General features: G+C 36.6%; 26 protein-coding genes. 5 read left to right on the plus strand and 21 right to left on the minus strand.

Translation table 11 applies throughout. The features are described from left to right. Positions 1–91: 91 nt before the first annotated feature. The 13 genes from P2Q73_RS05145 to P2Q73_RS05205 form a co-directional block, all read right to left on the minus strand. Positions 92–904: a flagellin N-terminal helical domain-containing protein gene (locus P2Q73_RS05145; RefSeq protein WP_275784610.1), complete on the minus strand. Its 813-nt coding sequence runs from the start codon at positions 902–904 to the stop codon at positions 92–94. A gap of 134 nt (positions 905–1038) precedes the next feature. Next, positions 1039–1263: a carbon storage regulator CsrA gene (csrA, locus tag P2Q73_RS05150; RefSeq protein WP_275784612.1), complete on the minus strand. Its 225-nt coding sequence runs from the start codon at positions 1261–1263 to the stop codon at positions 1039–1041. After that, positions 1263–1697 carry a flagellar assembly protein FliW gene (gene fliW, locus P2Q73_RS05155; protein WP_275784615.1) on the minus strand — a complete coding sequence of 145 codons (435 nt, stop codon included), beginning with the start codon at positions 1695–1697 and terminating at the stop codon, positions 1263–1265. The genes csrA and fliW overlap by 1 nt, the downstream gene beginning before the upstream one ends. Positions 1698–1709: 12 nt before the next feature. After that, positions 1710–2264 carry a DUF6470 family protein gene (locus P2Q73_RS05160; protein WP_275784618.1) on the minus strand — a complete coding sequence of 185 codons (555 nt, stop codon included), beginning with the start codon at positions 2262–2264 and terminating at the stop codon, positions 1710–1712. A 53-nt stretch (positions 2265–2317) separates the two neighbouring features. Continuing rightward, the gene (gene flgL, locus P2Q73_RS05165; RefSeq protein WP_275784620.1) at positions 2318–3244 is read right to left on the minus strand and encodes a flagellar hook-associated protein FlgL; all 927 of its coding nucleotides are present in this window, start codon (positions 3242–3244) and stop codon (positions 2318–2320) included. A gap of 20 nt (positions 3245–3264) precedes the next feature. Then, a complete protein-coding gene (gene flgK, locus P2Q73_RS05170) occupies positions 3265–4782 on the minus strand; it encodes a flagellar hook-associated protein FlgK (protein ID WP_275784623.1) in 1518 nt (505 codons plus the stop codon). Positions 4783–4794: 12 nt separating this feature from the next. Next, positions 4795–5289, minus strand: coding sequence for a flagellar protein FlgN (locus tag P2Q73_RS05175; protein ID WP_056827671.1), 495 nt, complete (start codon positions 5287–5289; stop codon positions 4795–4797). A gap of 15 nt (positions 5290–5304) precedes the next feature. Beyond that, on the minus strand, positions 5305–5568 hold the full coding sequence (gene flgM, locus P2Q73_RS05180; RefSeq protein ID WP_275784629.1) for a flagellar biosynthesis anti-sigma factor FlgM: 264 nt from the start codon (positions 5566–5568) through the stop codon (positions 5305–5307). Between the two features lie 126 nt (positions 5569–5694). Next, the gene (locus tag P2Q73_RS05185) at positions 5695–6111 is read right to left on the minus strand and encodes a TIGR03826 family flagellar region protein (protein WP_275784633.1); all 417 of its coding nucleotides are present in this window, start codon (positions 6109–6111) and stop codon (positions 5695–5697) included. A 266-nt stretch (positions 6112–6377) separates the two neighbouring features. Continuing rightward, the gene (locus P2Q73_RS05190) at positions 6378–7001 is read right to left on the minus strand and encodes a ComF family protein (RefSeq protein ID WP_275784635.1); all 624 of its coding nucleotides are present in this window, start codon (positions 6999–7001) and stop codon (positions 6378–6380) included. After that, on the minus strand, positions 6998–8050 hold the full coding sequence (locus P2Q73_RS05195) for an ATP-dependent helicase ComFA (RefSeq protein ID WP_345798829.1): 1053 nt from the start codon (positions 8048–8050) through the stop codon (positions 6998–7000). Before P2Q73_RS05195 ends, P2Q73_RS05190 begins: the two co-directional genes overlap by 4 nt. A gap of 297 nt (positions 8051–8347) precedes the next feature. Next, entirely contained in the window at positions 8348–9193 is an 846-nt protein-coding gene (locus P2Q73_RS05200; RefSeq protein WP_275784639.1) for a DegV family protein, read from the minus strand. A 108-nt stretch (positions 9194–9301) separates the two neighbouring features. Further along, positions 9302–9880, minus strand: coding sequence for a Cif family virulence factor (locus P2Q73_RS05205; protein ID WP_275784642.1), 579 nt, complete (start codon positions 9878–9880; stop codon positions 9302–9304). Positions 9881–10010: 130 nt separating this feature from the next. On the opposite strand from P2Q73_RS05205, the gene P2Q73_RS05210 reads away from it, so the two are divergent. The 3 genes from P2Q73_RS05210 to P2Q73_RS05215 all read left to right on the plus strand — a co-directional run bounded on the left by P2Q73_RS05210 (position 10011) and on the right by P2Q73_RS05215 (position 10924). After that, the gene (locus tag P2Q73_RS05210) at positions 10011–10262 is read left to right on the plus strand and encodes a hypothetical protein (protein ID WP_275784645.1); all 252 of its coding nucleotides are present in this window, start codon (positions 10011–10013) and stop codon (positions 10260–10262) included. Beyond that, entirely contained in the window at positions 10249–10329 is an 81-nt protein-coding gene (locus tag P2Q73_RS20390) for a hypothetical protein (protein WP_481747141.1), read from the plus strand. Before P2Q73_RS05210 ends, P2Q73_RS20390 begins: the two co-directional genes overlap by 14 nt. A 106-nt stretch (positions 10330–10435) precedes the next feature. Then, positions 10436–10924 carry a hypothetical protein gene (locus P2Q73_RS05215; protein ID WP_275784648.1) on the plus strand — a complete coding sequence of 163 codons (489 nt, stop codon included), beginning with the start codon at positions 10436–10438 and terminating at the stop codon, positions 10922–10924. Positions 10925–10977: 53 nt separating this feature from the next. On the opposite strand, the gene P2Q73_RS05220 is transcribed toward P2Q73_RS05215, so the two are convergent. The 3 genes from P2Q73_RS05220 to P2Q73_RS05230 are packed head-to-tail and all read right to left on the minus strand — an operon-like array spanning position 10978 to position 13047. Then, positions 10978–11145 (minus strand): hypothetical protein, encoded by a 168-nt coding sequence (locus P2Q73_RS05220; protein ID WP_275784650.1) that lies wholly within the window; start codon positions 11143–11145, stop codon positions 10978–10980. Positions 11146–11194: 49 nt separating this feature from the next. Then, complete coding sequence (locus P2Q73_RS05225; protein ID WP_053590324.1) at positions 11195–11869, minus strand: response regulator; 675 nt, start codon at positions 11867–11869, stop codon at positions 11195–11197. Between the two features lie 32 nt (positions 11870–11901). Beyond that, positions 11902–13047 (minus strand): sensor histidine kinase, encoded by a 1146-nt coding sequence (locus P2Q73_RS05230; protein WP_056827685.1) that lies wholly within the window; start codon positions 13045–13047, stop codon positions 11902–11904. Positions 13048–13187: 140 nt separating this feature from the next. Between P2Q73_RS05230 and P2Q73_RS05235 the strand changes: the two genes are divergently transcribed. Continuing rightward, positions 13188–13823 (plus strand): YigZ family protein, encoded by a 636-nt coding sequence (locus tag P2Q73_RS05235; protein ID WP_056827687.1) that lies wholly within the window; start codon positions 13188–13190, stop codon positions 13821–13823. 30 nt (positions 13824–13853) lie between these two features. Further along, a complete protein-coding gene (locus tag P2Q73_RS05240; RefSeq protein ID WP_275784654.1) occupies positions 13854–15023 on the plus strand; it encodes a CAP domain-containing protein in 1170 nt (389 codons plus the stop codon). Between the two features lie 266 nt (positions 15024–15289). Here the strand turns inward: P2Q73_RS05240 and P2Q73_RS05245 are convergent, their stop codons facing one another. The 5 genes from P2Q73_RS05245 to P2Q73_RS05265 all read right to left on the minus strand — a co-directional run bounded on the left by P2Q73_RS05245 (position 15290) and on the right by P2Q73_RS05265 (position 23618). After that, positions 15290–16825: a SpoIID/LytB domain-containing protein gene (locus P2Q73_RS05245; protein WP_275784657.1), complete on the minus strand. Its 1536-nt coding sequence runs from the start codon at positions 16823–16825 to the stop codon at positions 15290–15292. A 1-nt stretch (position 16826) separates the two neighbouring features. Beyond that, on the minus strand, positions 16827–17525 hold the full coding sequence (locus P2Q73_RS05250; RefSeq protein ID WP_275784659.1) for an SH3 domain-containing protein: 699 nt from the start codon (positions 17523–17525) through the stop codon (positions 16827–16829). Between the two features lie 17 nt (positions 17526–17542). Then, entirely contained in the window at positions 17543–20326 is a 2784-nt protein-coding gene (locus P2Q73_RS05255) for an N-acetylmuramoyl-L-alanine amidase (protein ID WP_275784661.1), read from the minus strand. A 944-nt stretch (positions 20327–21270) separates the two neighbouring features. Then, on the minus strand, positions 21271–22317 hold the full coding sequence (locus P2Q73_RS05260) for an LCP family protein (RefSeq protein WP_275784663.1): 1047 nt from the start codon (positions 22315–22317) through the stop codon (positions 21271–21273). An 83-nt stretch (positions 22318–22400) separates the two neighbouring features. Then, positions 22401–23618: a glycosyltransferase family 4 protein gene (locus P2Q73_RS05265; protein ID WP_275784665.1), complete on the minus strand. Its 1218-nt coding sequence runs from the start codon at positions 23616–23618 to the stop codon at positions 22401–22403. Positions 23619–23628 lie beyond the last annotated feature (10 nt).

The raw sequence follows: 23628 nt of genomic DNA on the forward strand, positions 1-23628 counted from the left end.
TCCCTTTTATTATCGGTTTATATTCGAATAAATAAAGGTAAAAAAAAAGCCGAGCTTCAAAAAAATGAAGTTCAGCCTTTTTTAAATTAAATTATTGAAGTAATTGTAGAACACCTTGTGGTTGTTGGTTAGCTTGAGCTAGCATAGATTGAGCTGCTTGAGTCAAGATATTATTTTTAGTAAATGCCATCATTTCTTTAGCCATATCTACGTCACGAATACGAGATTCAGCAGCAGTTAAGTTTTCAGATGTAGCACCAAGGTTGTTAATAGTGTGTTCTAAACGGTTTTGAACAGCACCTAAAGATGAACGCTGTGTTGATACTGTTTCAATAGCTTTATTAATTGTAGTAATTGCATCATCAGCACCAGATTGGTTTGTTAATTTAAGTGCGTTTACACTTAAAGCGCCAGCGTCCATTGTTGCAATTGTAAGTGTAATTGATTGACCAGAATTGGCACCAATATGGAACGTTTTCCCACTGAAACCACCACCCAATAAGTTCTGAGTATTAAATTCAGTATTATCAGCAATACGAGTAATTTCTGAAGCTAATGCATTGATTTCCGATTGGATTGCAACACGGTCAGCAGTTACGTTTGTATCATTTGAAGATTGAACTGCTAATTCACGCATACGTTGAAGGATAGAGTGTGTTTCGTTAAGAGCACCTTCAGCTGTTTGAATTAAAGAGATTGAATCTTGAGCGTTTTTAGAAGCCATATCTAAACCGCGGATTTGTCCACGCATTTTTTCAGAGATAGCAAGACCAGCAGCGTCGTCTCCAGCGCGGTTGATTTTGTAACCTGAAGATAATTTCTCAAGGTTTTTAGAAGATTGTGATTGGTTAGCTGTTAAGTTTCTGTGTGTATTTAAAGCTGAAATATTGTGTTGAATTCTCATTGTGAGATTCCTCCTTGAATTTTGGTTTTTTAGTTCCACATCCATGTGGAATGTGTTTGGCAGTATAAGGTCGGCCGCCCATTTCTGCCTTACATAATAAGTATCGTACTTATTTAGAAATGTTTAATAGTTTTTTAAAGATTTTTTTTAGAAATTTGTTCTAAAATTGATTTAGTTACTTTTAAGGATTCTTTATTTTGATTTTGAATGCTTTCATATACTTCAGAACGATAGACCTTGATTTTTTTTGGAGCAACGATTCCTACCTTTACCTGATCTCCATCTATACTCAAAATTTTAAGTTCTATCTGATCACCAATCATTATGGATTCATCTTTTTTTCGTGAAAGTACAAGCATTAGAGTTTGCTCCCTTCGATAGGGAATCGTAATGGATATATATTTCCATCTTGTAATACTAGTTGTTTAGCAATCTTTTGTTTGTGATTGATTAATACTGGGGCTTGTAAGTTTAATGTCGAATTATTAAAAGGTTCTTTTAAAGTAACAATTGAATAGGTGATTAAATCTTCTGGTGTCTCTATTTTCAATTCTTCTTTGTCTTCTTCCATAACATCGAATGCATAGTCTTGCTTAAAGACAAATGGCAGAGCTATAACGAAGCCTATCTCTTGTTGTTTGATAGATTGTAGAATAGCAAAAGGAGAATCTTTTTCTAATGGCAGAATAACAAATTCTGTTATATCTTCAAATCCCGGCAATCCGTAAGGAAAATGAATAATTTCCTTATCTTCAATTGTAACTTCTCCTAGAAATTTAGTTTCAATATTCATAGTTAGCTCCTTTTAGACAATTACGTCTATTTCTATTGAAGGGTACTGCATCATATAGCCCGATACTTTACCTTGTGTATAGTTGTGAATTGGTTTATTAACAGTAGCGCTAATTTGAGCTTTATTTGTTTGCACATTTATGTCTATACTAGCTGGAGTATAAGTGGTTTTGACAGATCCAATAGATGGAACAAATTTAATACCAAGTGCTTTTTTTTGAGGAATTACCTTAGAGGCAGCAATTGCTTGTATAGCATTACCACCATTCTCAATACTAGCTAGTTGTTCGCCTTCTCTAGCACGTCTAGCAATACCCGAAAGGACTGCTTGCCTTCCTTTTTGTGCATAATTTCTACTAAATTCTAGTGGTGCTATTAATCCTAAGTCTCTTCTTGCTTGAGAAGAGTCAATATGAAGCTGACCGTCTGTAGTTCGAATAGATACTTCAGCTGCTGGTTGTCTAATTTGTAAATCAGCTTTAGGTTGTTCAATATGCTGGCTTGGTTTCTCGATATTTAAACCAAGTTGACCTTTTGTTGTTTGTATTTGAATTTGTGGAATTCTCATAGTCAACATCCTTTAAAGAAAGCGTTTGAACGAGTTGTCCAAACGCTTTTTTATTATCTTAAAAAATCTATTAATGATGGTTGGATAATGCGAGCACCAACTGAAAGGGCAGCACTGTGAATTGATTCTTGAGTTATTAATTCAGTAATGGCCTTTTCATAATCAATGTCTTCATTATTTGATAACTGTTTTGTTACAATTACTTCTTGTGTTCCAAGTCTATTTTCCATCATTTCCACTCTATTTTGACGAGCACCAATATCAGCACGTGCTCCTAAAACAAGATTTTGATTATCACTTATAGTAGATAGATAGGGACCAAAGTCAGATCCCGCCTTTGTAGGATCTTTCAAATCAGCTTCTAAGTTTATCATCATTTCATCGATCTTACTAAAAATATCATAACCATTAGTGTTTACAGTAATTTGAACACCATCATATACTTCAATATTTACAGAAGATTCATAGCTAGTTATAGTTGAATCCGTTGGATATGTGCTTCCTCCTGGCGGAACAATGTTCTCTCCAGCCAAGGTTGTGTCTGTAAATAAAGGTTCTAACGTTTTTGTTCCACTAAAGATATACTTGTCACCAACCTTAGTATTTCCCATGTCACGTATTTGACCTTTTATTTGAGTAATTTCTTTTTCAATTTTTGTTCGATCTTCTGGAGTTATTGTATCAGTTGATGCTTGTGTAACGAGTTCTTGTACCCGTCTTAAGGCAATTCCTACTTTATCTAATGCATCATCAGAGCTATCTAACCAGTTGTTTACCTCTCCAAGATTACGCTGATATTGTTCTACTTTACCTATATCAGTACGATAACCAATACCTTTTATCGCTACTACCGGATCTTGTGAAGGTCTGGTAATCTTTTTTCCAGAGTTTAACTGTTCTTGCAGTGTTCCCATTTTATTATAGCTATTTGATAAGTTACGAAGCATGTTATTTGAAAGCATTGATTGGGTTACGCGCATGTTTGTTTAGTACCCCCTAGTTATAATCCAACACGGCCCATGCCGTTGATAATTTTGTCAAGTGTCTCATCAATCACCGTAATCATACGTGCATTTGCGTTATATGCTTGCTGAAATGTGATCATATTTGTCATTTCTTCATCTAAAGAGACGGAACTAAAAGAGGCACGATTATTCTCGACTGTTAATTTGATAGTCGCTGAATTGTATTGAAGTCGTGCAGCTTGCTCTCCATCTACTCCCATTTGACCTATAATGGATTGATAAAAAGTTTGAACAGTAGCACCGCCTAGGCCAGTAAGTGAATTAAATTTCATATTAGATAGTAGTAATGAATTTCCGCCATTACCTTCTTCATCTGGCGAGGATGAAGCATTGATAAGGCCAGGATCAGTTTCAAAAATGTCTCGAACTTTAATATCACTTGCTCCATTTGTAAATTCAAAGAAATCATTTTCCTTCGTTTTTCCAGGTAATGGATTCCCGTTTGCATGAATCTTATTGAATTCTTCAGCAAATGCTTTCGCCATTTTATCAAGATTCGTAAGCATTTCTGGATAATATCCAGTAGTAGTACCACCATTTGTATATCCATACGAATCAATTAAAGAAAGCAATTTACCCTTACTCTTTTCTAAATCGCTATAATTAATCGGTGGTCCTCCAGCCGCATTACCATTCGCAGCTACAGTAAACTGTGTAAAAGGTTCAAAATTAGTATTATCATTCATACCTACTGCTGTTATTGAAGCAGCGTCTTTTCCGTCAACTACTTCCACTAATCCGCCATTCGTTTTAATGGAAACTTTAACTGTGCCCTCTGCAATAGGCAGTGAGTTCCCACCAGATTTAGTATATTCCACTTCAATCGGGAAGTACTGAGAAAGTTCATCTAAAAGTACATCGCGAGAATCATACAAATCATTCGGCATATATCCATTAGGTTCAATTTGTTGAATTTGTTCATTAATAGATGCGATTTGCTTCAAAATGGAATTTACATCCTTAGTTGATACGAGAATTTCATTTTTTAAATTCCCTTGGATATCTGAAAGTTGCTTATGCATATAGTTAAAAGATTCTGCAACCGCAATTCCACGTTGTACGACTACTTTACGAGTACCTGCATTTTCAGGATTTGTACTTAAATCTTGAAGTGATTTCCAAAATTGATTTAATGATTCATTCAAACCAAATTCAGATGGCTCAGACATAATATCTTCCATTTGGGTGATTGCTTGAGATCTTGATTCCCAATAGCCCAACTTGTTAGACTCTTGTCTATATTGACGATCAATGAAAGCATCCCTAATCCGTTGAACAGATTGAGCTTGTACACCTGTCCCAATGTGGCCTGGTGTTTTAGGGGCGTTTAGCCCTGTGCCTGGATAGCCGAGTGTAGCTTCCATATTCACGCGTTGGCGTGAGTAGCCTAATGTGTTGGCATTGGAGATATTGTGTCCAGTTGTGTATAGAGCTGATTGTTGAGTGAATAGTCCTCGTTTACTTGCTTCTAGTCCCATAAATGTGGAGCGCATGGGTTGGCCTCCTTATGCTTGTGAATCGAAGTATGTTTTGTCTTTTGAGGGACCACGTACTTCAGATTTCGAATAGTTTATTTGATCTGGTTTTGGGCGTAGCATATCCAATGTTAAATTAACAAATTGAAGTGATTGAAGTGTAAGTTTCTGGTTTAGGTCGTTTTGGTATTTTAGAGTCTCTAGCGTAAGAAGTAGTTTGTTTCTCGCTGCTCCTAATTGCTCTTTTTCTTCGTTAGTGTTGGTATTTTCTAAGACATGTGCAACAGTTGGGTTGTCAATCGGAGCAATTCCTTTTGCTCGAAGGTAATCCGTTACCTCTAATTGGCGCTGTTGTTCAAGCTGAGAAATTCCTGCTACGTGTGCCTGCTCGTCCTTGAGCAGTTGGTTTAGACTGTCCATGTCCCCAGTTTTAATTGCTTCTGTTTTTTTATATGCAATTTCTAGTAAACTTTTATGTAGCATTTCAAGTTTCGTTAGAGCTTGCAATATCTTTTCAATGGACATTCCTATTGTCTCCTTTTAGATACGGTAATAATTGAGGATGTTTGATGCAAGTTGTTTTGCATCTACTTTATATGTCCCAGCATCTATTCGCGCTTTTATTGCTTGAACGCGTTCAGCCTGTTCTACCTCTACTGGAGATTTAGTTTGCATGCTTTTCGCTACAGAAGAAATTTCTAATTGATCCGTAGATGCTTTGGAAGCATTTTGTACTTTTTCAGTTTGTTGTTGATTGCGTTTATATGGGTTTACTTGATTTAAACCAATGTTTGATATTTTCATATCTGTGTCCTCCCCTTTTCATTTACGAAGTATATATACCTTATTTCGGTTAGAACAGGGATGTTTTTAGAGTCTTTTGTACGAAATAGCTTAACACCTATAGTTTAGGTATTAATAACTAATACCTTATTTCCTTTTGCCATCCATATGATAGGTACCATTGTCTTGATTGGCAACTTTATCTCGAAATTCTTTTGCTGCATCAAATTGACGGAGTCCTGATTTAAGTTCTTCCGTACAGCTTTTGCATAGTTTTCCTTGGTTCGTAATTCTACCACAATTGTCACATGGATACCCAAGGTTTGGGAACATCGCTGGTTGCAAGCGATTTTTACGTACCCATTTGTGTAGAAGTGCTTCTTCCACACCAGTTGCCTCTACTATTCTTTCAATTGTTGCGGCACGGTTTTCACGCTTGCGCAAGAAGCGGTAAACTACCTCATATTGTTTTTCTTCATTCATTGCACAGTTGTTACATACTTCTCTAATTCCTGTATAGTTAAAAAATTCTCCGCAAGTTGGACAATTTTTAAGTTCTCCCATGATGGATTCCCTCCAAGTTCAATTTTTACAAATTAGACAGTTTAACTTCCTTATTTGATTACTGTCTAGTCTTCAGGCGCCAGCCGCTCTAGGTCAAATGCCGTTTTGCTCCTGCGCAAGCTCGTCGCAGAAAATCATTTCTGCGGTGGCTGAAGAACTGCCTCCTCGTAAATCGACATTTGCTCCTGCGCAAGCTCGTCGCACCAAAGGCGTGTGCTTGTCGCAGCTAAACAGGCGCCTTTCGCTTTTCTTTTTATATCGGCAGATTATCCCTTTATTAAAGTAATTGCTTCTATTTTACTTGCACCGGCTTCCTTCAAAACCTTAGCTGCATGATGCATCGTAGTACCGGTTGTGTAAATATCATCGAATAAAACATAGGTTTTCGCTTCTACCTTGCCAGTTACTTCGAAAAGGGGACTTGCCTCCAGTCTTTCCTTTTTTGATTTCTTTCCTTGTTCAGCTGTTTCAGTTTTAGCAAGTAGGTGCTGAAATGGAAGCCCTGCACAAATTAATAGTTCGTCCACTTGGGCGAATGTTCTTGTTAGTAGCTTTACTGGATGCATGGGGATTGGTACTACAATTCCTTCCCTTTTCTCGAATAAAAGACGAATCTCTTCAGCAAATACATTGGCTAATGCAACATCTTGTAAAAATTTATACTGGTGCAAATAGCTTTTCATTGCTTCGTTGTATGAATAAAGAGCTGTCACTGAATTTAGTGCTCCCTCGTAGGGAGTACCTTCAAAATCAGAAAGGTCGAATCGGTCATCGGCTTTTTCAAATTTACTTAAACATCTTTTACAAGAAGCGGCTTCTATTTCATATAGAATCAATTTGCTCCATGTAGGGGGTGATTGAAAGATGCTTCCACATAGTAAACAATTCATGCTTCATTCCACCTTTCGATTGACTCTTTTGCTTTGTCCATTTCATGTGTAATTCCGTGATGGAAAAAGACAATGTCACCATTTGGATACTGAAAAGAACGACCGACTCTTCCACTTATTTGGATAAGTGCACTAGAAGTAAAGATTTGTTGCTCCGCTCCAACTACTGCTACATGTACATTTTCTATTGTTATGCCTCTTTCTAAAATAGTGGTTGTTAGTAGTCCTGGTATTTTCTTTTCTCGAAGTTGCATAACAATCTCTTTTCGCTCAGGATGTTCTGCATGAACTCTAGGTAAAACTCCTGGAAAGTTTTCGAGCATTTCAATTGTTGGTAGAAAGACAAGAAACGGAATATTATTTTTTGTTTTTTCTTCGATCCATTGTTGCAATTTAGTTGGAACTTTCCCCTTTTTCAATTGTCTTGCGTAGCCCCAGAGTCCGCTGAACCTTGGAACAGGTAAATTATGTCCATGATATCTTTTGGAAAGAATAGATTGGTTGGTAGTTTTCAAGGATTTGGTAGGAGTGGCTGTTACATAATGGATGGCTGCATTCTTTTTTGCCGCTTTTGTGACTGCTCGCCTTAGGGTTTCATCAGCGTAATACGGAAAGGCATCTGCTTCATCTACAAACACAACATCGAATGCATTTTCAAAACGGTAAAGCTGATGGGTTGTTGCGAGTATTAAATCGGCAAACCCTTCTTGGTTGGGGGCTCCACCATATAATGCGTGGATTGTTGTTTTAGGGAAGACTTTTTGAAAGCGTGGGAATAATTCTAATATCACATCTGTACGAGGTGCTGCGACGCATACTCGTTTTCCTTCTTGTAAACTAGCAAATATAGATGGAAATAGTAGTTCTGTTTTACCTGCTCCGCAAACTGCATGTAATAAGTGGGATTGGTTTTGACGGACACTTGCCAGGAGCTCTTCACTTGCCTTTTGTTGAAGGAATGTAAGTCGGCCTTTCCAGTCAAACTCATGCTCGTTCGCGCCGCGTGCATGCTCTTTGCTCCAAAGAAGTAACTCTGAACAACTACTCACCCGCCCCATCCGAATACAGTGGCGGCAATAAATGCATTTTTTATTACAACGAGCACATTGAAATGTGTGAAATAAGTTTGGATTTGAGTTGTGGCATCTGTTACATACATAATTCTTTAATTGCCAAAATAGAAAATTGCTTTGGTTCGTGTGGATCCCGGGTTTGAGGTGGATGTGGCCACTGTCGATGTGGGCATCGATGGCTTCGCTTGGAAATGGGGTGTGTTCGCGAAGCCATATGCGGCCAGTGAGAAATTGTTGTAATTGTTTGTTCATGGGCATCTTCCTAACTTTTTGCTAGTCGATTTTCACCCATCCTAGACCCATCGAGCCCTCACCAAGGTGAGTTCCAATTACAGGTCCAAAGTAGCTGATTGTAAATTGAACGTTGGGAAGAAGTGCTTCTAACTCGTTTTTCCAAGCGATGGCTTCTTGTTCGTTGTTTGCATGGATGATAGTTGCTTGCAGTTTTGCATATTTGTTTGCGTCCTCTTGAAGCATGTCTGCAATACGTTTCATCGCTTTTTTGCGTGTGCGGACTTTTTCATAAGGCACGATGACTTTGTTTTCAAAGTGAAGGATTGGCTTCACTTGAAGAACAGAGCCTATGACACGTTCGAAACCGTTTAAGCGACCACCTCGATGTAGATGGTCGAGGTTGTCCACCATGAAGTACGCACGAGTTGTTTCTTTCATTACATTTAGTTCGTTTAGAATTTCGTTTGGATGGACACCTGCTTGTGCCATCTCAGCAGCACGAAGAACATAAAAGCCTTGAACCATGCAGGAAATTTCTGAGTCAAATGTGTACACTTCAATTTCTTCAACCATCTCACCAGCTTGCTTTGCTCCTGCAAGCGTACCGCTGATACCGCTCGATAGATGGATGGAAATGACTGCGTCGTATTCTTTCGAAAGTTCTTCAAAGGTTTTAACAAAGTCTCCGAGTGCTGGTTGCGACGTTTTGGGAAGCGCACGCTCGTTTCGGATTTTATCATAAAACTCTATTGTATTAATGTCTATTTCTTCTCGATATGTTTCATTTCCGAAGACCACGCTAAGTGGAACCATGCGAATGTTGAGTTTATCGCGAATTTCTTTTGGGATATAGGCTGTGCTGTCCGTTACTACTACCGTTTTCATGTAAAAAATCACACTCCTATTATTTAGTGTACTGAATGTCAAGGGTAAATGAAAGCACAAAAATACCCTCGACATGATATTTGTCATATCGAGAGTATGTTAAATGTATTATTCAGATGATTCGCCTATAAAATAGACGCTTGTGACAAGCCATTTGCCATCTTCTTTTGCGAAAACTGTTACTTGACGACCATCACGATCGAGCTTTGCTCCAGTACTTGGTTGTGATAGTGCGATGTTAATGTTCGCAAATACTTGCGCTTGGGATTTATCGTATTTGATGATTGTCGTGTTTTCAGCTTTTCGAATCGTATCATACTCCGTGAATGTTTCTTGTACTACTGTTTTTTCATCTGCATAGTTAAAACCTTCTGGATTTTTGGAAATGGTATTCATGTAGCGGTTAATATCTTCTACATTAAATGCTTCCATGTATTCATTGAATGCTTCGAGGATAGCGGTTTTTTCTTCTTCTGGGACATTTGTCGCTTCTTCTATATTCCCTCCGGCCATTTCAAAACCAACTTCTTCCGCTGCTTTATCTTTTGCACCGTGATCCGTTACCGATTGTGCATCCGTGGGCGCATTATTCGCAGAGCCACTATTTGTTGCTTCTTCCTCATTGCTATTGCATGCAGCTAGCGTGAACACGGTTGCTGCGAGTATAAGTGCGTGCATAAATTTCATCTAGTTCTCTCCTCCTGCTGAGGTTATTTTGTCATATCTAGGACGAAAACTCAATTAATTAGTTCCGTGAGAGATAGGTAGAAAATTATGGTAATGGTATGTATAGTATAGGTACATAGGAGGTGGTTCTTTGGAAAGACATTTAGCATTGTTGAAAAGATTGCGTGTTGATAGTGGAATGAAGGAATTTATTCGTAATGAAATTAGGAAAAAAGAAGCTGGAATCAGAGGTGAGGAACGACTCTTAAGGAAGCTTAAGGAGTTGAGGTTACCTGGCCCATTTCGAATATTTTCTGATGTGGGATTGCATATAGATGATTTGGAGGGTGCAAATCGATTGTATTGTTGTGACGGACAGTTGCTGTATCGTGATAGAGTCTAAAAATATGAGTGGAAATTTAAATTTTGATATAGACACTGAGGAATTTTATAGAATAGAAGAGTATTGAAAAATCTTTTCCGAATCCATATTATCAATTAATGCGTAATATTCGTTTTATGAAAGAATTCTTAAACAAGTCGTTCCCTGAACTTAAAGTATCTGGAGCCATCGTCATGACATCAAAATCATGTCGAATCCGAAATAAGCCATCGCATTATCCTCTATTTAAATTAGAAAGCATTATCGAAAAAATCATACACTTGAATATTAATTCCCCTTCCCTTCTGTTAGATTTTGAGTCCATTGAAAAACTGATTCAAAAGAAACAATCCGCTTTTGTGTATTCGCCCCTATGCGAGCATTATCATATTTCTCCAAACGACATAATTCAAGGAGTTGAGTGTCCCAGTTGTGGTGTTATTGGAATGGAGCGTATTTCTACAACCTGGACTTGTTTAGCCTGTAATAAAAATAATCGATATGCCCATATTTCCGCTGTAGAAGAATATTTTTGGCTAATCAAGAAAGAAATTACTAATAAAGATTTTCGCAAATTTTGTGGAGTTAAATCTATTCACTCTGCATCTCGGATGCTTAACGCTATGAATTTACAAGCATGTGGATCAGGTCCCGCTAGATATTTTATAAGTAAAGATAGTTGAAGAGCGATTAATTATTATTGCGCTATATAAGGTTTGTTATTCGCTATATAACCTTAATTAGTCGCAACATCTACTCGCTTACTCGCTATATTTTGGTCCATATGCGCAATATTTTTGTTATACGCAACATTAGCAACGTAACTCGCAATATATCCACTGTTATTCGCAACATTTATTAGATTTCTCGCTACATTCTCATGAATAGGAGCAATATTTTTCACGTAAATAAAAAAACCTCTCACTAATTCGCGAGAGGTTTCCCATTTTTTATTATCGTACTTCGACCCAACCGTTTTTGATGCCGGTTACTACGGCTTGGGTACGGTCGTTTACGTTCATTTTTTGTAGAATGCTGGATACGTGGTTTTTTACGGTTTTTTCAGAGATGAAAAGTGTTTCACCAATTGTACGGTTACTTTGTCCATCTGTTAACAGTTGTAGCACTTCGCATTCACGTTTCGTAAGTAAGTGGAATGGACGGCGAATTTCTGTTTGATGGAAGTTTCCTTTATTTTCACGTTCGCTTAGGCGACGGAATTCAGCAACTAGATTGCGAGTTACCTTTGGATGTAAGTATGAACCGCCTTGTGCTACTACTTTGATAGCAGAGACAATTGCGTTAGCATCCATTTCTTTTAGCATGTAACCAAGAGCACCAGTTTTAAGCGCATGTGTTACATAAGATTCGTCGTCATGGATAGATAGCATTATAACTTTAGCTTCCGGATATTTTTCAAGTAATTCAGCAGTTGCATCAACACCATTTTTAGTTGGCATATTAATATCCATTAATACAACGTCTGGAATATGTTGTTCATATAAACGAAGAACGTCGCTACCGTCATCTCCTTCTGCAATTACGTCAAAAGAATCTTCAAAATCTAAAATACGCTTTACGCCTTCTCTAAAAAGTTGGTGGTCATCTATTATTATAATTTTTGTCATCGTCATTTCCTCCTATAAAAACACTGTAGTTATTATTCCTCATTTATCGGAATACTAAACAAAATGGTTGCTCCCTTTCCTGGAGATGATATTATTTTCATCGTTCCATCGAGTAAATCCACTCGCTCTCGCATACCAATTAATCCAAATGATTTTTCTTTTGCTTCATTTGGATCGAAGCCTTTTCCATTATCTTTGACGATAATATTTATTTTTTGTTTCAACCATTCTACTTTTACCCAAGCCTCTTTAAACTTTCCGTGCTTAATACCGTTAGTTAAGGACTCTTGGATTAGTCGGAAAATGGCTACTTCAAAATTTGGTTGGAGACGTTGTTCTTCTCCATATGATTGAAAATGTATCATACACGTTGGATTGTATTCTTGAATTGTTGATATATACTTTTTAAGCGTAGGAACCAATCCTAAATCATCTAGTGCCATTGGGCGAAGATCATAAATTATTCGACGAACTTCTGAAAGTGCATTTCGAACCATATCTTTCAGTTCATTGATCTCTTTCATCGCTTCGTCTCCGCCACGCTGCTGATATGTAAGATTAATTAAATCTGTTCTAAGTAACACATTCGCAAGCATTTGGGCTGGACCGTCGTGTATTTCACGAGAAAGTCTTTTGCGCTCTTCCTCTTGTGCTTCGATAATTTTCAGGGTGAAATCTTGTTTGATTTTTGCGTTTTCAAGTGCAACTCCCACATCTTTTAAGTCAGAAGTTAAATAATTCATTACTATATTTACTTGATTGACTAGTTGATCCGCACGTTCGATCATTTCCAGTAAGCCCTGTAATCTGCGTTCTAATTCATCTCTTCTAAGACGAAGTTGTCTTTCCTCTGTTCTTTTTATCAGTAGGTTAATTTGAATCTCATTGGCAGTTTCATAAGCATTCCGAATTTGAGGTTCGTCGTACGTTTCAAAGTTTTTAGATACTTCTGCTAGGCGATTTCTAGCTAAACGTGATTTCGATTCTAGTAAATCCCCTTCAATAATAACGGTTTCAATGTTACCTCGAATTATTTCTAATTCAACTTTCATTTCTTCGAAGCTTTGACGACTCTGTTCGCTTATAATGAATATATCCTTTTTTGAATGATCCATTACTTCTACCATTCGATCGAAAATAACATCTAACGATTTTGTATCAAAATTCTTATTCGTCATCTGTTTTTCTCCTTTGTTTTTTGCAAATGAGTCTTCATTCATTACGGGTGACAAACCCTATTATAGCACTAAGTGACTAAAAATAAATTAAAATTAGTTTACAACTATATTTCAAATTACTCAAGGAGGACCCAAAAAACATGAGAAATGATTATCATACAGTCAAAGGCTATGGGGAAAGTGAGATTATCATCCAAAAATCACGCTTCCTTACTTATGTGAATCGAGCTGAGACTGAGGAGGAAGCGCAAGATTTTATTAATTCTATCAAAGTAAAGCATAAAGATGCTACTCATAACTGTTCTGCTTATATTATTGGGGAACACGATAACATCCAAAAAGCCAATGATGATGGGGAACCTAGTGGAACTGCAGGGGTGCCAATGCTTGAAGTTCTAAAGAAGCAAGGTATTAAAGATACTGTCGTAGTTGTTACTCGGTATTTCGGTGGTATTAAACTAGGTGGCGGCGGTCTAATTCGAGCATATGGAAAAGCTACTACAGAAGGAGTTACAGCAGCAAAAGTGGTAGAGCGTAAGCTACATCATCTGATGAAAGTATCAATTGACTACAATTGGTTAGGTAAAGTCGAAAATGAAGTGCGCAATTCAGAATATCCTTTAAAAGATATTAACTATGCAGATTCTGTAGAAGTCCATGTGTATGTAAAAGCAGAGGATGAATCCAATTTCTCTGATTGGATGACTGAAATGACAAATGGACAATGTAAAATAGAAATTGTCGAAAAAGAATTTTTGGAATTTGAAGTAAATTGATTTATACTTTTTACTAAGGGCGGTGGAAATATGAAGAAATTGATTTTTTTACTAATGTTCTTAATTAGTTTAAGTATAGCTCCAATCTCTACTAATGCGGCAAATTGTCCAGGGGTTGTGTATTGGGACGGTGTCGAGCTAAAAGCTGGTCAAATAGGCAGAGTCATCATTCAAAAACCTACTACTATTTATAAAAATAATAATGGAGTTTTCGAAGCTTCACGAAAAGTAAAAAAGGGAGAAGTTTTTCGAATTTATGCAAATAAAGGATCTTATTATCACCTAGGTGGCGGCCTAGTTATCAAAAACGATGCCACTATTTTGTATCAAACACCATCAAAAGAAAAATTGAGATTACTTAATTGCAAGCAAACTACTCCTACTTCTATGGTCATTGGTGACAGTATTACTTCTGTAACTTCTAAATTAGGAGGCGCAAAGAAATCGATAACCAATGAATTTGATGCATCAACGACTATTTATCACAAAAACTATAATAACTTCTATGCAATTAGTTACTTAAACAATAAAATAGCTTCACTTTATACAAAAGACAAAAACTATCAATTTAATGGTATTTCAATAGCTAGTACTGTTAGTCAACTAGAAAGCAAATTAGGAAAAGCATACGAAACAACTGGTAACACCTATCCAATTGAAATTATTACATATGATTTTCCTAAATATGAAGCCAATTTTTTTATTGATGTGCATAATGACAATAAGATCTCTGCAATCTACTTAATAGATCGTCAGTTAATAAAGCGAAACGCAAATCTCTATCCAAAAAAATCTAGTACACTAGAAAAAAGTTATGAGACACTCTTATACGAAATAACGAATGCTGAAAGAAAGGCAAAAGGCGTTTCAATACTACAATATTCTACCGATATTTCGAATGTTGCTCGTGGCCACAGTGTCGATATGGGTAAACATGATTATTTTAACCATGATAACTTAAATGGGGAATCGCCTTTTGACAGGCTAGCAAATGGTGGAATTCTGTTTAGAAATGCAGGAGAAAATATTGCAATGGGATACACGAACCCATACTTTGCCCATGAAGCATTGATGAATTCATTAGGTCATCGTAAAAATATCGTTAGTACTAACTATACGCAACATGGCGTAGGCGTGTTTTTTGCAGACTGGGCGTACGGATCGATACCTTACTATACTGAAAATTTTATTAAACCTTGAGTAAGAAGCTGTCTCTTTTGGAGGCAGCTTTTTTGTTTGTCGCTTTTGGTTGATGATTGGTCGCTTTCGACGATGAATTTGTCGCTTTCCATGCATAGTTTGTCGCTTACACTTGTTGAATGGTCTCGTTCAGCCATTAAATGTTATTTTGTTGTATTTAATTCCAGTCGATAGACAAAAACTAATACTAAGCCTCAGATCAGAGTCAATTAGTCTCGTTTTTTATCCATATAAAAAGGTGACCAATCTATTGGTCACCTGATTACTTAGTATTTTTCTATTGTTACGCCTTGATAATAGTGTTTTAGGATACGATCGTATGTCCAGCCTGCTTCTGCACGTGCTTTCGCACCATATTGGCTCATGCCGATTCGGTGGCCGTAGCCTTTTCCGTTTACAGTAACAGATTGGATTCCAGAGGTTGTCGCTGTTGTAGAGACAATTCCTTCATTCGTTTGTACCCCAACTGGACCACTTGAAATCGTTTCTGTTCCTGTTGCAGTTTGTACAGACATACCGTTTAATGATGTTACTGCTGAAGAACCGTTAGCTCCTTGCACAGCAATATCAGTACCTCCGGTTGGTTTAGTAAATGAAATATCAAACCAATTGGATTTTAAAGATGCATTATTTGCATCTAAAAATACGTTACGCATTACTGTTTCATTACCTTCAATTGTTTTTTCACCAGCGGAAGTCACAGCAGTTACAGCGGAAACTTCTCCGTTGGATCCTGTTTTAGCAAGCTTCACATCTAGTAATTGATCAGTAGAAGGATTAAATCCAAATTTCTTAAGAATATTCGATGCTGGTATACTTACAGACCAATTACTATATGGAGATTTTTCAATTGAATCATCTACCGATACAAAGTGCGGTACTTGTGTTGAATTCCATACTTCACCGATATTCGCTGTTCTACCACCGCTTGTAGAGTAAAAATATGCCTGTACTAGTTTACCACCTGATTTAATAACCAATCCGTTAGTTGCTTCTACAGCAGCATTTGTATTTTTATGCTCAGAGGTATATCCTTTGTACATTTGGTCTTTCGTTGTACTACTTAAAATACCAGACTTACTTAATGAATAACTTCTCGCTGCTACTGATTGAGCTTTTAGGGCTTCGATATGCCATAATGCGGGTGATTCATTTGGAATAACACCTTTTAAATAATTCTCTAAATCAAGTCTATTTGCAATTTGTACATTTGCACCTGATTTAACAATATTAAAACTACCACGGTATTGTGTACCATTAGGCGTCTTACCAAGTGGTTGATTTACGACAGATCCTACAGTTGCATTAGTCGAAGGAATCCAGGAAGAAACACCTTGATCATCTCTAATGGAGTACCATAGCTCTCCATTTGCATTTGTAAATTCGTTTACTACATATGCACCTTGGAAAGGTTTATACGCTTTTACTACCTCATAATCTGCAGTAGCACCTTTTCTACCTTCTACATCGGCTGTAAACACAACCATCTTTTCATTGCCCGATAAAGCATGTAAAGCAAATCCATTCGCTGAATACATGGCTGATCCAACTTGATAAATGGAAACTTCCCCATTTACTTGAGAAAAAGTAATAGGTGTATTTGGTAGAGCGTAAAACATTTCGTTCGTTGTTAAATTTTGTAGTTTATAAATTCCTGTCAAATTGAGCGAAGTGGAAGATGCATTATGCACTTCTACACGCACTTGCTTAGAATAGCTTTCTTGTGTATACGCGAATGCCGTATTAGATGTAGCTAATGTAAGTAAAGCGATAGATAAAACGGTCAATCCTTTTTTGAACATCTTACTTCACCTCAGTTAGCGTACTTAGCACCCAACCTTTATTACCTTTTGCGGTTTGCACATTGTACCAAGTTTCACCAGAAGCATTTTTGAAAGAACCTAAATATTTTAATGATGTACCTTGTGCAACTAGTTCAATAGAAGCGTAATTTGTAGTTGCACCTTTTCTTACATTCACAGCTTGTTTAGTTATTACATTTGTGGGTATATAATTAGTAGGCTTTGTTGTTGAAACGTCACCTGAGAATACCCAGCCTTTTACAGTAGCTGAAATTTCAACACGGTACCATATTCCAGAAGCAGAATTATGTTGGTCAATAACTGTTAGTCCTTTATTTGCTCCAAAAGTAGCTATAACTTTATAGTCACGACTTGCTCCGCTATGCACATTTACACTATTAGTAGTTGTATAGACTACTGATGGTAATTCACCAGGTACTGTAGGAGTAGTCGGTGGTGTCACTGCTCCTCCACCTTCAGCAACCGCTTTTTGTAATTGTTCGATTAAAACTTTTTGTTCTGCAACTTGTTTTTCAAGTGATGTTACTTTTGTTTGTATTGGATTTAACTGTGCTTGTACCCATTCAACTGAAGCTAACAATAAGTTAGAGTCTGCTTTTGTTGATGTTGGAATATTGATAGAGATAAGTAAGCTTAAACCAAGTACTGCACCAATAGTTGCTAATAATTTCTTTTTCATTTTTACCTTCCTCTCAATTACTGATTAAAATAGTTTTCTAATCCTTTACGAATTCCGATTGCCGCATTTTTTTGAAACTTAGCTGTTTTTAATTGTGCTTCTTCAGTTGGATTAGAGATAAATGCTAACTCTACTAAAACGGAAGGTAACTCATTCATACGATTTACATAGAAAGATTCTTGTTTTACGCCTCTATTATACGTTCCGATAGCTTTTACAAGATCGGTTTGAACACTTTTTGCAAGTGTATAACTTTTTGGTCCATTAAAGTTTACTGAAGCATTGTAATATGTCGTTGTTCCTCTTGAAGTAGCAGCGAAAGCATCTGCATGAATACTAATAAAAGCATCATAATCAGATTTATTTGCAATATCAGTACGTTGTTTCAACTCTAGGAAAACATCTGTACTTCTTGTTAGTACGACTTCAGCACCTGCAGCCTCTAATTCAGCCTTTAAAGCTTTTGCTGTTGCCAAAGTAACATCTTTTTCTTTTGTCTTATTCGGGCCTACAGCACCAGGATCTTTAGCGCCGTGTCCAGCGTCTAAAATAATTTTCTTCCCAGCTAGTCCTTTAGGAACTATTTTAATCGTTAGTTCTTTATCATAGTCACGGATTGTGTAAGTATAACTAGGGTTGAAAGTTATTGTTAAAACTGATGTACCTCCAGAAACCTTTTCTACTTTCATACTGTCTACGCCAGTAACCTTCGATTTTATCTCATTAATTTGTGATAGATTACCAGATACCTTTAAAACATTTTTAGATGGAATTGAATAAGAAATATTAAATTTAGATGGTTTGGACCATACAAGATAGTTTTGACCATTACGTACTTCTGTTCTTCCATTTGTCAAAGAAACTGGAGATGCATCTGATAAAACCGACGCTTGAATCCAACCACGTTTTTGGTTTTGTGTTTCAATATTCACCCAGCCATTTAATGTGCGTAATACGCGAACAGGTGAGCTTATATAAATAGTATCAACTTTTTTGGCAGTAGCACTTGCACCATTATAAACAGTAGATGTTTTAGTGCCGTATTTTGTAGGAATGTTAACATTTACTTCAAAATCTGGGATCCATCCTACTTGTCCACTTGCTGTACTAATCTGAAGCCAAACAGTACCATCGGTCACTTTCTGACTTAAGATTGTGAAAGAAGTGTTTTTGGCTAATCCTACGATGACTTTAGAATTGAAAGAGCTATCTGCATAAACTAGGGCATTATAACGCTGAATTACCCCACTGTCTCCATAATCCGGTACATCAACAGATGAGTCTTCTAAAGTAATAACAGATTGATGTAACCATGCATCACCACTAGTAGTACTTACTTTAAACCACTTTTCACCTGCAGTATCCACAGCATATTCCGGTGAAAGGAATGAGTCATTCATTTTTGATTGTGTAACAACTTCAAAGTTTAATCCTGGGCCTGAACGCATATTTGCAACCGCAACGGAGACTTTTAAATGCGTGTCTTCTATTACATGTTCATTTCCATCCACTGGTGGAGTTTCATCTTCTCCTGGAGTTGATGAAACACTTTCAAATGCAGATGCTGCAATCCATCCTTTTTTACCTGCTGCATATGTTACTTGATACCATTTTTCTTTTGCTGCATTTGTAAACTCTTGATGTATAGGTAATTTAGTTCCTACATTTATCGTAGCAACTGTTTTATAGCTATTTGTAGCACCAGAATGTACAGTAGATTTTCTAAGAACTGTTTTATTTGCAATAGATGTATCTTCAAAAGCAGATGAGCTGATCCATCCTTTTTTTCCTGGAGCATAAGTTACCTGCATCCATTTTTCCTTGTAAGCATTTGTGAACTCTTCGTGGACCACTAGTGTCGTTCCTGGTTTCGCAGTAGAGACAACCGTATAATTTTTAGTTGCTCCTTTATGAATTGTCGTTTGATTAACAACTTTTTTCGAAGTAGCAGTTTGTCCCGCAGTTGCTTTCAAAGCAAATAAATCAGATGTTACCCAACCTTTTTTACCTTTATATTCTACATTGAACCAAACTTCTTTATTCGCATTCGTGAATGCATTAAGTATCTTCAATGAAGTGCCTGCTGGAATAGTTTCAACTACTTTATAAGATGTAGTTGCACCACTTCTCATATTAGAAGCACTTTTACCGATAACTTGAGTTGTTCCTACGTAACTAGTTCCATTAGTGATTGAACTACTTTTTACTGCAGTCGTTGGAGCTTGTCCAACTGCAGTATTCAACGTAAATAAATCGGACTTCACCCAACCTTTTTTACCTTTAAATTCTACATTAAACCAAACTTCCTTTTGAGCATTCGTAAAAGAATCTAATACTTCTAATGAAGTGCCTGCTGGAATCGTAGCAACTACTTTATAAGATGTTGTGGCACCACTTCTCATTTCCGAAGCACTTTTACCGATAACTTGAGTAGTTCCTACAAAGTCCGACTCAGTAGTTGTTACAGTAGTCGTTTCTACTTGTAAATAGTCACTAATAATCCAACCTTCTGTAGAATTAAAAGAAACTTTGTACCATATCTCGCCTTTACTATTTTTTTCAGTTGCAAGAATGGAAACAATTTGGTCAGTATTTACTTTCGTAATACTATTAAACTCGGTTCCTGCTCCAATTCTAATATTGACATTATCTTCGGTAAGTATTGCTTTTTTCCCGATAAGTTGATTAGATGCGACAATTTCATTCGAAGCAGCATATGTGGAGAGTGGAGTGCTCACGAGAACATTCATTGGCAAAAGGACAGAAGTTGCTAAAACAGAAGATGCAATTACTTTTTTCATTTGTTCCTCCTTGAAACGTGTATTTCTTCCATTTTAATAGACAAAATTAGATAAAACAATCCAACGAATGTAATTAAAACCATTGTAACAAGACTGTAATATAACTTTAGGTAATAAAAATTACCTAAATAATGGTTGTTTAAGACCTATTTGCTAAAAAATAATAAAAAATTGGCGAATAATGTCATGTTCATAATGAAGAGTAAAGTGGCATAAACAAAGCCCACAGAAAGGTTTTTCAACTTTCTTATAAATAAGTTCCTTCTCTAAAACAACTAGGTGTTTTTGAAGAAAGATTGGTAGTATAAACTTGTATTCTAGCTGCTATTTTTGGATTCTATTAGAACTGATAAGATTACACTTATCCAACATAAGGATTTCATTTTTATTACAAGACGTATCGTATGATGTATAAACGAGGCTTCTTCCAAGTGGTAGACAATACGATAAAACTGGTAGTATTCTTCTGCCCGGTTTATAGCGGTAGCACCGAAGTGGTTAGATGAAGTACAAGTTCTTGTGATTGCTATAAGAACGCAATGGATTGCCCCTAATCCAACAACAGTATCTCTTTTTATTATCAAGAATTGCTTTTGATAGGAAACAATAGCGAGGCGCCTTCCAAGTGGTAGCCGAAGCGATAAGACTGGCAGTGCTCTTCTGCCCGGCTTATCGGGGGAGGCATCCACATAGCGCCGAAGCGTTTTAGTAGAAGTAACGGTTCTTATGGTTGCTTTCATATATAAATGGTCGCTTTAAGCCCACAATTGATTGCCCTTTTCTAACATTTTTATTATTTATAATTGCTTTGATAGGTATCAACAGCGAGCTACGTCTTCCCAGTGGTAGTCGAAGCGTGTTAGTGGGAATTTCACGTTTAGTAAATATTAATAAAACATATTATTCTACAACAAAAAAACGAGTGGTCATTGCGACCACTCGTTTCATTTGCCTATTGATAAATCATTTACTTGCGTTGTTTTATTATTTGTTTCACTTGATGCATTTTGTCCAAAGTCATCTAAATTAAGTTTGAGTTGATTTTTTACCTCTTCCAGAGAGTCTTCTCTTGGAATGAAATAATAATACCCACTACTTGTATCGTTATCGCCTTCAATTTGTAACTGCTCAATTGGAGATGACTTAATCTTTTGATACATTTTAATAAGACCGAAGTATTCAGAAGTTGGAATGTTCGTCTTTACATTGTTTCCGACATCACCGATCATGTCGTCAATTTTTGTAATATTACTTATGCTTGTGCCTTTGTTAATGATCTCTTCGATGACCTGCTTCTGACGAAGATTACGTCCCATATCACCTTGAGGATCTTTTTTACGCATACGTACATAAGCAAGCGCTTCATTTCCATTTAAATACATTGGACCTTCTGTGTACGTCTTCCATTTTAAACTACCTGTAAGCTGAGCCTTAAATGTAAATGGAACCTCTACATCTACTCCCCCTACAGTATCAACGATGTCTTCAAACCCCTGGAAGTCGGTTGAAACATAATAATCAATAGGAATATCAAGCAATTCTTCTACTGTATTAACAGTATAGTTTATACCACCATTCGCATACGAATGATTTATTTTATCTTTGTAGCCGAGATCCGGGATATAAACTTTCATATCTCGAGGAAGGCTTACCATAGATATTTTTTCAGTCTTTGGATTGATGGTTGCCACGATGAGTACATCTGCTCGACCATATTTTGCTTCTTCTTGATTTTCAATCCCTGCTAATAAAATTGTAAATGCGGAGTCTTCAGCTTTCGCATTTTCAAATTTCTTTGTTGTATCATCTTTTGCTTCTTTTTCACTATCAAGAGGTTCATACATTTTAGAGGTTGCATTTTTTGTCTCAAGAGATAAATTAATAGCAAAAACGATGACAGACGACAACAATAGCATACAAACGGTTAATACTGTATATAAAACTTTTCTTTTGGTCTTTGATTTACGTTTTGTTCGACGTGAAGTAGCCATTTTCTTTCCCTACTTTACTTATAAAATATAATCTAACCAATTATACATAAATTTCATCGTCATGTATATTGAAAAGACTATTACTATTTAGTAAGGTTGTGCAAAAGATCTTTGACAATAGATGACCAGCTATATTCATTAATTGCTAGTTTCCGACCATTCTCCTGCATTTCCCTTCTTTCTTCTTCTTTTAATTCGACAAACTCAAACATCGTAGTAGCAATAGAATCGACGTTTTCAGGCATTGCAACTAAACCAATACCATTTTTTGATACAATTTCTGCACTTTCCCCTTTACCACAATACAGAACAGGTACACCTGAAGAAGCCGCTGGGAAAATTTTAGACGGGCGAGCACCTTCAAATAACTCTAAATCCCGTAATGGAACTATACTAACGTCTGTAACAGAAAATAGTTTTGGCATTTCTTTTAAAGGAAGATGTCCTAAAAATGTCATATTCAAAAGACCAAGTTCTTCTTTAAGCTGATGTAGTTTTTCTTCCTCAGGTCCAGCACCTGCAATTAAGAAATGTACGTCTGGAGCAATATCCTGCATTTTTTTAGCAGCATGTAAAATAAACTCCAAACCTTGTGCATATCCTAAGTTTCCACCATAAGAAAATACAAATTTATCTTGTAAATTAAACTTTTCAACATATTCCGGATTTCTTTCTGCAGGTTGAAAGAAATTTGTATTTACGCCATTTGGTAATACAAATACTTTGTCCGAAGGCTGCGAATGATTCATAATATACGATCTAATACCATCAGTTGCTGTTGCTATTTTCCAGGAATGTTTATAAAGGAAGGATTCTAAAATCTCCGCAAGTTTGATAAAAAACTTGTTTTTAACGAGTCCTAGCTTCACTGCTGATTCTGGCCAAACATCTGCCACATTAAATACAAACTTCGCACCTTTTAGTTTCGCACTCAATAAACCAGTCAATCCTAAAAAGATGGGAGGAGAGTTTACTATGATGACATCTACTTTTCCAGCTTTCATTAAACCGTAAAATGAGCTAAATGTAAATGAAAAATAAGAAACTAAGCGCTTCCAAAATGTTCCCTTTTTAGATGGATAAATCCATGTACGATGTACTGGAATACCGTCCCATTTTTCAAATTCATATTTTTTTCCCTTATATTCATCCGGAATTATACCGTGTGGATGATGAGGAAAAGCAGTCACTACTTGGATATCATGCCCTTGAGCTAGCAGTTCTTTACTTACCTCATATACACGGATTTGCGGAGCACCTGTTTCAGGTGGAAAGTGTTGACACAAATATACAATACGCATAGCTATCACC

This window comes from Bacillus sp. Cr_A10, assembly GCF_029222665.1.
In the GTDB taxonomy this organism is placed as follows: domain Bacteria; phylum Bacillota; class Bacilli; order Bacillales_A; family Planococcaceae; genus Psychrobacillus.

Excerpts from the sequence above, each read along its gene's own strand:
- P2Q73_RS05145 (WP_275784610.1), bottom strand. The coding sequence starts at position 904 with ATGAGAATTCAACACAATATTTCAGCTTTAAATACACACAGAAACTTA.
- csrA (WP_275784612.1), bottom strand. The coding sequence starts at position 1,263 with ATGCTTGTACTTTCACGAAAAAAAGATGAATCCATAATGATTGGTGAT.
- fliW (WP_275784615.1), bottom strand. The coding sequence starts at position 1,697 with ATGAATATTGAAACTAAATTTCTAGGAGAAGTTACAATTGAAGATAAG.
- P2Q73_RS05160 (WP_275784618.1), bottom strand. The coding sequence starts at position 2,264 with ATGAGAATTCCACAAATTCAAATACAAACAACAAAAGGTCAACTTGGT.
- flgL (WP_275784620.1), bottom strand. The coding sequence starts at position 3,244 with ATGCGCGTAACCCAATCAATGCTTTCAAATAACATGCTTCGTAACTTA.
- flgK (WP_275784623.1), bottom strand. The coding sequence starts at position 4,782 with ATGCGCTCCACATTTATGGGACTAGAAGCAAGTAAACGAGGACTATTC.
- P2Q73_RS05175 (WP_056827671.1), bottom strand. The coding sequence starts at position 5,289 with ATGTCCATTGAAAAGATATTGCAAGCTCTAACGAAACTTGAAATGCTA.
- flgM (WP_275784629.1), bottom strand. The coding sequence starts at position 5,568 with ATGAAAATATCAAACATTGGTTTAAATCAAGTAAACCCATATAAACGC.
- P2Q73_RS05185 (WP_275784633.1), bottom strand. The coding sequence starts at position 6,111 with ATGGGAGAACTTAAAAATTGTCCAACTTGCGGAGAATTTTTTAACTAT.
- P2Q73_RS05190 (WP_275784635.1), bottom strand. The coding sequence starts at position 7,001 with ATGAATTGTTTACTATGTGGAAGCATCTTTCAATCACCCCCTACATGG.
- P2Q73_RS05200 (WP_275784639.1), bottom strand. The coding sequence starts at position 9,193 with ATGAAAACGGTAGTAGTAACGGACAGCACAGCCTATATCCCAAAAGAA.
- P2Q73_RS05205 (WP_275784642.1), bottom strand. The coding sequence starts at position 9,880 with ATGAAATTTATGCACGCACTTATACTCGCAGCAACCGTGTTCACGCTA.
- P2Q73_RS05215 (WP_275784648.1), top strand. The coding sequence starts at position 10,436 with ATGACATCAAAATCATGTCGAATCCGAAATAAGCCATCGCATTATCCT.
- P2Q73_RS05225 (WP_053590324.1), bottom strand. The coding sequence starts at position 11,869 with ATGACAAAAATTATAATAATAGATGACCACCAACTTTTTAGAGAAGGC.
- P2Q73_RS05230 (WP_056827685.1), bottom strand. The coding sequence starts at position 13,047 with ATGACGAATAAGAATTTTGATACAAAATCGTTAGATGTTATTTTCGAT.
- P2Q73_RS05235 (WP_056827687.1), top strand. The coding sequence starts at position 13,188 with ATGAGAAATGATTATCATACAGTCAAAGGCTATGGGGAAAGTGAGATT.
- P2Q73_RS05240 (WP_275784654.1), top strand. The coding sequence starts at position 13,854 with ATGAAGAAATTGATTTTTTTACTAATGTTCTTAATTAGTTTAAGTATA.
- P2Q73_RS05245 (WP_275784657.1), bottom strand. The coding sequence starts at position 16,825 with ATGTTCAAAAAAGGATTGACCGTTTTATCTATCGCTTTACTTACATTA.
- P2Q73_RS05250 (WP_275784659.1), bottom strand. The coding sequence starts at position 17,525 with ATGAAAAAGAAATTATTAGCAACTATTGGTGCAGTACTTGGTTTAAGC.
- P2Q73_RS05255 (WP_275784661.1), bottom strand. The coding sequence starts at position 20,326 with ATGAAAAAAGTAATTGCATCTTCTGTTTTAGCAACTTCTGTCCTTTTG.
- P2Q73_RS05260 (WP_275784663.1), bottom strand. The coding sequence starts at position 22,317 with ATGGCTACTTCACGTCGAACAAAACGTAAATCAAAGACCAAAAGAAAA.
- P2Q73_RS05265 (WP_275784665.1), bottom strand. The coding sequence starts at position 23,618 with ATGCGTATTGTATATTTGTGTCAACACTTTCCACCTGAAACAGGTGCT.